Here is a 6260-nt window from a genome sequence, read left to right as displayed (position 1 = left end):
CCCTGGCGCGCAAACTTCTCGTCCGCCTCAACGCCAAAGCACGCGACGCGCGTACCCAGTTCGCTTATGCAACTTGACAGACCAGATAGTCGCTCATCCGACCGTGCTTTGCGCGGGCACCCTTTCCCACGAGGGGAGAGGGGAAAGAGGCGCTAAGCCTCCAGCGTTTCCAAGGTGAGGTTGCCGTTGGTGTAAACGCAAATGTCGGCGGCGATCGCCAGCGATTTGCGCACGATTGCCTCGGCGTCCTGATCGCTGTCGATCAGCGCGCGCGCCGCGGCCAGCGCGTAATTGCCGCCCGAGCCGATCGCGATCACCCCGGCTTCCGGCTCCAGCACGTCGCCGGTGCCGGTCAAAACCAGCGATACGTCCTTGTCGGCGACGATCATCATCGCTTCCAGCCGGCGCAGATAGCGGTCGGTGCGCCAATCCTTGGCAAGCTCGACCGCGGCGCGCGTTAATTGCCCGGGATATTGCTCAAGCTTGGCTTCCAGCCGCTCGAACAGGGTGAAGGCATCGGCGGTGGCGCCGGCGAAGCCGCCGATCACGTCGCCCTTGCCGAGCCGGCGAACCTTTTTGGCGTTGGCCTTGATCACGGTCTGGCCGATCGAGACCTGGCCGTCGCCGCCGATCACCACCTTGCCGCCTTTGCGAACCGTCAGGATGGTGGTGCCGTGCCAAACCGGGGGGGAGGCGTCGCCGCCGGCCGAATGTGCTGCTGTCATGGGAACCCTCATTGCCACGCTGATCTAGGCACTGGCTGGCGGTGATGCAAATCGCCATTGGTGGCCCGCAATCTGGTCACCATAGTCCGAAGATCGGGGCGGCGGCGCGCAAGCACGCTGTAGCGAAGGTGTCACCAGCCTGTTAAAAGAACCGCGTTTTCGCTATGGGCCGCGCCGGGCTCTGTTCGCTCAGGCCCGTGCTTGTCCGTTAACCCTATGAAATGGCGCATGATCCGATCGCCCACCGCCGCACGCTGGCCGGGGCGGCGCGTGCGTTAGCCGGAGAGCTGTTGTCCATGCGCAAGGCGACGATCAAGCGCACGACCAAGGAAACCGACGTCGAGGTCGCGATCGATCTCGATGGCACCGGCGCCGCGACCATCGCGACCGGGATCGGCTTTTTGGACCATATGCTCGATCTGCTCGCCCGCCATGCAAGGATCGACATGGTGGTCAAGGCCAATGGCGATCTGCATGTCGACTATCACCACACCACCGAGGATGTCGGCATCGCGCTCGGCCAGGCGATGAAGCAGGCGCTCGGCTCCATGGCGGGCATCAACCGCTACGCTAGCCTGTACATGCCGATGGACGAGACCCTGACGAGGGTCGCGATCGACATTTCCGGCCGGCCGACCCTGGTGTTCAAGGCCGAGTTCCCGCGCGACAAGATCGGCGAATTCGACACCGAGCTGGTGCGCGAATGGTTCAACGCCTTCGCCGGCAATGCGGGTATCACCCTGCATGTCGAAACCCTATATGGCGAGAACAGCCACCACATCGCCGAGTCCTGCTTCAAGGGCCTGGCGCGCGCGCTGCGCGTGGCGGTTGCGATCGACCCGCGCAACGCGGGCGAGGTGCCCTCGACCAAGGGCCAGCTCGGCGGCTGACCCCGATCTGTTGGAGAACCGCATGCCGGTCTACACAGTGCACGCGCCCGCTGTCGCGGCGGCCTCCGGCCCCGCCGCGGCGGATCGCTTTGTTTTCATCCGCGACGGTTTTCACGGCTGGGCCTTTGTCGGCGGGCCGTTCTGGCTGATCTATCACCGGCTCTGGACGGTGCTGGCGGGCTATGTCGCGTTCAACGTGGCGCTGACCGTGCTGCTCACCGCGCTCAACGTCGATGCCGGCAGCCGCTTTGCGGTGCTGCTGTTGATCGCGCTGCTGCTCGGCCTGGAAGCGCCGACCCTGCGCCGCTGGACGCTGGCGCGCCGCGGCTGGCGTCAGCTCGACGTGGTCACCGCCGACGACCAGGACAGCGCCGAACGCCGTTTCTTCGACCGTTGGACCGCGCAAGCGGCCGACAGCTATCAGCCGCCGATCGATCGCAGCACGTTGCCGTCGCCGCGTCCGTCGACCGCATCGCAAGGGGAGATTTTCGGGTTGTTTCCCAGGCCAGGAGCACCGCGGTGAGCGTTGCCATCATCGACTACGATTCCGGCAATCTGCATTCGGCGGCGAAAGCGTTTGAGCGCGCCGCCCGCAGCCTGGAAATGACCGATCCGATCACGGTGACCCGCGATCCGGAAGTGGTGTACCGCGCCGACCGCATCGTGCTGCCGGGCGTCGGTGCCTATGCCGACTGCCGGCGCGGGCTCGATGCGCTCGACGGCATGGTCGAGGCGCTGACCGAAGCGGTGCGCGTCAAGGCGCGGCCGTTTTTCGGCATTTGCGTCGGCATGCAGCTGATGGCGACCCGCGGCAAGGAACACGTCACCACCGATGGCCTCGGTTGGGTGGCCGGCGACGTCGTGAAGATCGCGCCGCGCGATGAGAGCCTGAAAATCCCGCATATGGGCTGGAATACGCTGGAGCCGACCCGCGAGCACCCGGTGCTGCAGGGCCTGCCGCTCGGCCCCAACGGCCACCACGCCTATTTCGTGCACTCCTACCACCTCGCCGCGGTCAACGACGCCGATGTGCTGGCGCGCGTCGATTATGGCGGGCCGGTCACCGCGATGGTCGGCAAGGACACCGCAATCGGCACCCAATTCCATCCCGAAAAGAGCCAGCGCTTCGGCCTGGCGCTGATCTGCAATTTTCTGAAGTGGAAGCCGTGACGACTCGGTCTCGCAACAGTGACGAGCCGACCTGCCCCCCCTCCCCCTTGCGGGGAGGGGTCGGGGGTGGGGGTCTCACGCGCGCCGTCCCTGAGTTCACCCCCCTCCCCAACCCTCCCCCGCAAGGGGCGAGGGAGTAAGGCCCTGTCATGATGCTGTTTCCCGCTATCGATCTCAAAAACGGTCAGTGCGTCCGCCTGGAACAGGGCGACATGGACCGGGCCACGGTGTTCAACCTCGATCCGGCGGCGCAGGCGCAGAGCTTTGCCGCGCAGGGCTTTGAATATCTGCACGTTGTCGATCTCGACGGTGCCTTTGCCGGCAAGCCGATGAACGCCCAGGCGGTCGAGGCGATGCTGAAAGTGGTCAAGATGCCGGTGCAGCTCGGCGGCGGCATCCGCAATCTCGAGACCATCGAAGCCTGGCTCGCCAAGGGCGTGACCCGCGTGATCATCGGCACCGCCGCGGTGCGCGATCCGGCGCTGGTCAAGGAAGCCGCCAAGAAATTCCCGGGCCGGGTGGCGGTCGGGCTCGACGCCCGCGACGGCAATGTCGCGGTCGAGGGCTGGGCCGAAACCTCGACGGTGTCGGCGCTCGATATCGCGCAGCGTTTTGAGGACGCCGGCGTTGCCGCGATCATCTTCACCGACATCGCCCGCGATGGCCTGCTCAAGGGGCTCAATCTCGACGCCACCATCGCGCTCGCCGAGGCGATCTCGATCCCGGTGATCGCCTCGGGCGGTTTTGCCTCGATCGACGACGTCAAAGCGCTGCTTGCGCCGCGGGCGAAAAAGCTGGCCGGCGCGATCGTCGGCCGCGCGCTCTATGACGGCCGGCTCGATCCGGCGCAGGCGCTGGCGCTGATCGCCAGCACCAAGGCGGCCTGAGGCGCGGCATGTTCAAGGTTCGTGTCATTCCCTGCCTGGACGTCAAGGACGGCCGCGTCGTCAAAGGCGTCAACTTTGTCGATCTGCGCGACGCCGGCGATCCGGTGGAGGCGGCGATCGCCTATGACGCCGCCGGCGCCGACGAATTGTGCTTCCTGGACATCACCGCGACCCACGAAAACCGCGGCACCATGTTCGACGTGGTGCGGCGCACCGCGGAAGCGTGCTTCATGCCGCTGACGGTTGGCGGCGGCGTTCGTACCGTGGACGACATCAAGACGCTGCTGCGCTGCGGCGCCGATAAGGTGTCGATCAATTCCGCCGCGGTGGCGCGGCGCGAATTCGTCAAGGAAGCCGCGGAGAAGTTTGGCGAGCAGTGCATCGTGGTGGCGATCGACGCCAAGCGCGTGCCGGGCTCGGACCGCTGGGAGATCTTCACCCATGGCGGTCGCAAGGGCACCGGCATCGACGCGGTCGAATATGCGCAGCAAGTGGTGTCGCTCGGCGCCGGCGAAATCCTGCTGACCTCGATGGACCGCGACGGCACCCGCCAGGGCTTTGACATTCCACTGACCCGCGCGATCGCCGATAGCGTGCCGGTGCCGGTGATCGCCTCGGGCGGGGTCGGCAATCTCGATCATCTGGTCGACGGCATCGCCGAAGGCCACGCCACCGCGGTGCTGGCGGCCTCGATTTTCCATTTCGGCGAGTTCACTATTCGCGAGGCCAAGGAGCACATGGTGCGCGCCGGCCTGCCGATGCGCCTCGATCCGTAATTGCCGCGCTGCAATCGCGGCACGCCATTACTCAAAGCAATTTTTGAGAGCACCAATGACCCGTTTCACCATTCACGATCTGGCTGGCATCATTGATACCCGCGCCGCCTCGGGCGGCGATGGTTCCTACACCCGCAAGCTGCTCGACAAGGGCGCTGAACACTGCGCCAAGAAGTTTGGCGAAGAAGCGGTCGAGGCGGTGATCGCTGCGGTCGAGAATGACCGCAATCATCTGATCGCGGAAAGCGCCGACGTGCTGTTTCACCTTTTGGTGCTGCTGAAATCGCGCGGCATCACCATCGAAGAGGTCGAAGCGACGCTGGCGCAGCGCACCTCGATGTCGGGCCTGGAAGAAAAAGCGTCGCGCAAGCGCGACTAACTTTTGACGAGACTACGGCCGGCGCCGTTCAACCCCGGCCGCTCCAACAATAATAAACGCGCGCGCAATGACGCGATCAATTTGAGGAATACCGCATGGACGCTCGGGCAGATCATCACAAGTACAATCCCTACCGGGTGTTCTCACGCGCGCAGTGGGCCAAGCTGCGCGACGATACGCCGATGACGCTGGCGGCCGATGAGATCGCGCAGCTGCGTTCGATGCACGACCGGCTCGATCTGCAGGAGGTCGGGGACATCTATCTGCCGCTGTCGCGGCTGCTGTCGATCTATGTTGCCGCTACTCAGCAATTATACTACGCGCAGCGCCGTTTCCTCGGCATCGCCGATCGCAAGATGCCGTATATCATCGGCGTCGCGGGCTCGGTGGCCGTCGGCAAATCCACCACCGCGCGCGTGCTGCAGGCGCTGCTGACGCGCTGGTCGCCGCGGCCTAAGGTCGATCTGATCACCACCGACGGTTTTCTGTATCCGAACGCGGTGCTCGAACAACAAGGGCTGATGCAGAAGAAGGGCTTTCCGGAAAGCTATGATCTGCCGCGGCTGCTGTCATTTCTGAGCGACATCAAGGCCGGCCGCCGCCGGGTGCAGGCGCCGGTCTATTCGCATCTCACCTACGACATTGTGCCGAAATCATACGTCACGGTCGATCGGCCGGACATTCTGATCGTCGAAGGCGTCAATGTGCTGCAAACCGGCAAGCTGCCGCGCCATGGCAAGGCGGTGCCGGTGGTGTCGGACTTCTTCGACTTCTCGGTCTATATCGACGCTGAAGAGCCGGTGCTGCGCGAATGGTATGTGAAGCGCTTTCTGGCGCTGCGCGACACCGCGTTTCTTGATCCGCGCTCCTATTTCCATCGCTACGCGCCGTTGTCCGACGAGGAAGCGACTGCGACAGCGCTGGCGATCTGGGAACGCACCAACCTCGCCAATCTCGAAGAGAACATTTTGCCGACCAGGCCGCGCGCCACGCTGATCCTGAAAAAGGGTCCGGACCACGTTGTTGAAACGGTGGCGCTGCGCCGGCTGTAGTATTCTCATAGCCCGTTGTTACTCACCTCTCCCCGCTGCGCGGGGAGAGGTCGGTGCGTAGCGCCGGGTGAGGGGCCGGGCACGGCGCGTCCTTCGCCATCGAACTCTCTGGTCGGGTCGCCCCTCACCCCACCCCTCTCCCCGCAAGAGCGCACGGCTGTCCGGGGAAAGTCATACATAGCAGAAGCTCATCTGGTCGGGCGAGACACGCGGGCGGGCGGCGGAAGGGTTGACCTTGGGAGGCCGGTCGATCTCGGCGAGCTGTTTTCGCGTGAACAGGGATGCGGCGACCAGACCGGCGAAGCGTATCGCGGGCATGACGAGGCGGCTTTCGCGCGCGGCGATCCGCAGCAGCAGATAGGCGATCATGGCAGCCAGGAT

Annotated in this window: 8 protein-coding genes and 1 pseudogene; 7 read left to right on the top strand and 2 right to left on the bottom strand. The window is 64.9% G+C overall.

Features of this window, described 5'->3' with window-relative positions:
* Positions 1 to 152: 152 nt before the first annotated feature.
* The gene (gene hslV, locus BJ122_RS18675) at positions 153 to 725 is read right to left on the bottom strand and encodes an ATP-dependent protease subunit HslV (protein ID WP_110782791.1); all 573 of its coding nucleotides are present in this window, start codon (positions 723 to 725) and stop codon (positions 153 to 155) included.
* A gap of 296 nt (positions 726 to 1021) precedes the next feature.
* On the opposite strand from hslV, the gene hisB reads away from it, so the two are divergent.
* The 7 genes from hisB (at position 1022) to coaA (ending at position 5879) form a co-directional block, all read left to right on the top strand.
* Positions 1022 to 1615, top strand: coding sequence for an imidazoleglycerol-phosphate dehydratase HisB (gene hisB, locus BJ122_RS18670; protein WP_110782792.1), 594 nt, complete (start codon positions 1022 to 1024; stop codon positions 1613 to 1615).
* A gap of 22 nt (positions 1616 to 1637) precedes the next feature.
* Entirely contained in the window at positions 1638 to 2138 is a 501-nt protein-coding gene (locus tag BJ122_RS18665; RefSeq protein ID WP_110782790.1) for a DUF2628 domain-containing protein, read from the top strand.
* Positions 2135 to 2785 carry an imidazole glycerol phosphate synthase subunit HisH gene (gene hisH / locus BJ122_RS18660; RefSeq protein ID WP_110782789.1) on the top strand — a complete coding sequence of 217 codons (651 nt, stop codon included), beginning with the start codon at positions 2135 to 2137 and terminating at the stop codon, positions 2783 to 2785. The genes BJ122_RS18665 and hisH overlap by 4 nt, the downstream gene beginning before the upstream one ends.
* A 149-nt stretch (positions 2786 to 2934) precedes the next feature.
* Positions 2935 to 3672 carry a 1-(5-phosphoribosyl)-5-[(5-phosphoribosylamino)methylideneamino]imidazole-4-carboxamide isomerase gene (gene hisA / locus BJ122_RS18650; protein WP_110782788.1) on the top strand — a complete coding sequence of 246 codons (738 nt, stop codon included), beginning with the start codon at positions 2935 to 2937 and terminating at the stop codon, positions 3670 to 3672.
* A gap of 8 nt (positions 3673 to 3680) precedes the next feature.
* Positions 3681 to 4448, top strand: a complete 768-nt coding sequence (hisF, locus tag BJ122_RS18645; protein WP_027278883.1) for an imidazole glycerol phosphate synthase subunit HisF — start codon at positions 3681 to 3683, stop codon at positions 4446 to 4448.
* A 55-nt stretch (positions 4449 to 4503) separates the two neighbouring features.
* A complete protein-coding gene (locus tag BJ122_RS18640; protein ID WP_027278882.1) occupies positions 4504 to 4827 on the top strand; it encodes a phosphoribosyl-ATP diphosphatase in 324 nt (107 codons plus the stop codon).
* A gap of 95 nt (positions 4828 to 4922) precedes the next feature.
* Positions 4923 to 5879, top strand: a complete 957-nt coding sequence (gene coaA / locus BJ122_RS18635) for a type I pantothenate kinase (protein ID WP_027278881.1) — start codon at positions 4923 to 4925, stop codon at positions 5877 to 5879.
* 171 nt (positions 5880 to 6050) lie between these two features.
* Here coaA and BJ122_RS18630 read toward each other — a convergent pair.
* Positions 6051 to 6260 (bottom strand): annotated as a pseudogene (locus tag BJ122_RS18630) (IS4 family transposase); the annotation flags it as partial.

Origin of the sequence: Rhodopseudomonas faecalis (assembly GCF_003217325.1) — a bacterium.
Lineage (GTDB): Bacteria > Pseudomonadota > Alphaproteobacteria > Rhizobiales > Xanthobacteraceae > Rhodopseudomonas > Rhodopseudomonas faecalis.
The sequence above is the reverse complement of the archived record's forward strand: the minus strand, read 5'-3'. Positions and strand labels throughout refer to the sequence as shown.

Excerpts from the sequence above, each read along its gene's own strand:
- hslV (WP_110782791.1), bottom strand. The coding sequence starts at position 725 with ATGACAGCAGCACATTCGGCCGGCGGCGACGCCTCCCCCCCGGTTTGG.
- hisB (WP_110782792.1), top strand. The coding sequence starts at position 1,022 with ATGCGCAAGGCGACGATCAAGCGCACGACCAAGGAAACCGACGTCGAG.
- BJ122_RS18665 (WP_110782790.1), top strand. The coding sequence starts at position 1,638 with ATGCCGGTCTACACAGTGCACGCGCCCGCTGTCGCGGCGGCCTCCGGC.
- hisA (WP_110782788.1), top strand. The coding sequence starts at position 2,935 with ATGATGCTGTTTCCCGCTATCGATCTCAAAAACGGTCAGTGCGTCCGC.
- hisF (WP_027278883.1), top strand. The coding sequence starts at position 3,681 with ATGTTCAAGGTTCGTGTCATTCCCTGCCTGGACGTCAAGGACGGCCGC.
- BJ122_RS18640 (WP_027278882.1), top strand. The coding sequence starts at position 4,504 with ATGACCCGTTTCACCATTCACGATCTGGCTGGCATCATTGATACCCGC.
- coaA (WP_027278881.1), top strand. The coding sequence starts at position 4,923 with ATGGACGCTCGGGCAGATCATCACAAGTACAATCCCTACCGGGTGTTC.